The following is a 1,294-nucleotide window of genomic DNA, read 5'->3' on the forward strand; positions in this document are numbered from 1 at the left end:
GTGTTTCCCGGCTGCACGCCGCAGATGGCCCTGCAAGTGGCTGAGCGCTTGCAACAGCAGATTCAGCGATTGCGTTTCACCCATGAAGGCCGGACGTTCGGCATCACCGTCAGCCAGGGCCTGACCAGCCTGACCGCCGCGGACGAAAACGTGGAAAACCTGTTTTCCCGGGCGGACGCCGCGATGTACCAGGCCAAGCGCGACGGCAAGAACCGGATTGTCACGGCCTGACAGGTTCACCCTGGAACCCTGTGGGAGCGAGCTTGCTCGCGATGGCGGCGGCTCATTCAACATCAATGTTGGCAGACAGTCTGCTATCGCGAGCAAGCTCGCTCCCACAGGGGTTGGTGGTGTACTTACTTCCTGCGCAAACGCATCAACTCCGGCAAACCGATCTTGAGCAACCGCGCCGTCCGGCTCTTCGCCAGCATCTCGATACCCTCATGCTCGGTCAGGCGCGCCAGCTGCGCTGCCATGTTCATCACCAGCGCTTCGCGGGAGTAAACCCCGCCACCGAGCTGGTAGGCCGCCGCAATCAGCTCCCGCAACTCCAGCGGCAGACGCCAGCGCGTGCGCAGGGCCGAACCATAGGCCGCGCCAAACTCAACCAGCGCTTCGCCCACTTCCTCCTGCTCGTCCAGTTCGCCACCGGCCTGTTTCCATTCCTGCAAACAGCGCAGCAACGCCAGATCGCCGAGACGATGCAACATGCCGGCGCAATAGCAGCGCTCCTGATCCAGATCGAGCAAGCGCGCCAGGGTTCGCGCGTATTCGGCGGTGTGCAGGGACAGATCCCAGTAACGCTCGGCATAGTCGGCCAATTGCGGATCGCTGAGCCGGGCACTGCGCTTGAGCGCCAGCCCGAGAATCAGGTTCATGCTCTGCCCGGTGCCAAGGCGATGCAGTGCCTGGGACAGGGTTTGCACAGCGGCGCCGTGGTGCTGGGCCGCGCTGTTGGCAGCGGCGATCAGCACGGCCGTGACCTGCGGATCGGTGCGGATTTCGTCTTCCAGCACCGTCAGATCGAGGCCATTGGGGTTGAGGCTGCGTTTGACCGCCACTTGCACGTCGGTCATCAATGGCGCGCCGTCGGCCAATTCCCGTCGACGCTCCAAATACACCGCCAATGTCATCCCCGGCGCCAGCGACGGCACTTCGCATGAGACTTCTTCGCCAGCGTTCAGCAGCAACGCCTGCAACCGCTGGGTCAGGCTTTCCATGTTCAGGGGCTTGGTCAGGTACGCGGCCGGCGCCAACGGCAAGGCCTCGCGCACGCTGGCACTGTCGTTGCGAC

2 protein-coding genes are annotated in these 1,294 nt (G+C 63.8%); one reads left to right on the forward strand and one right to left on the reverse strand.

All coding sequences use genetic code 11. From position 1 onward, the window contains the following. Positions 1 to 231, forward strand: a 231-nt coding sequence (locus ACXRVY_RS29695) for a GGDEF domain-containing protein (RefSeq protein WP_458239043.1), incomplete at its 5' end; no start/stop codon positions are given. 125 nt (positions 232 to 356) lie between these two features. Here ACXRVY_RS29695 and ACXRVY_RS29700 read toward each other — a convergent pair. Further along, a partial coding sequence (locus ACXRVY_RS29700) for a response regulator (RefSeq protein WP_458239044.1) occupies positions 357 to 1,294 on the reverse strand: 938 nt, incomplete at its 5' end.

This window comes from Pseudomonas sp. P5_A2_2 (assembly GCF_054177685.1).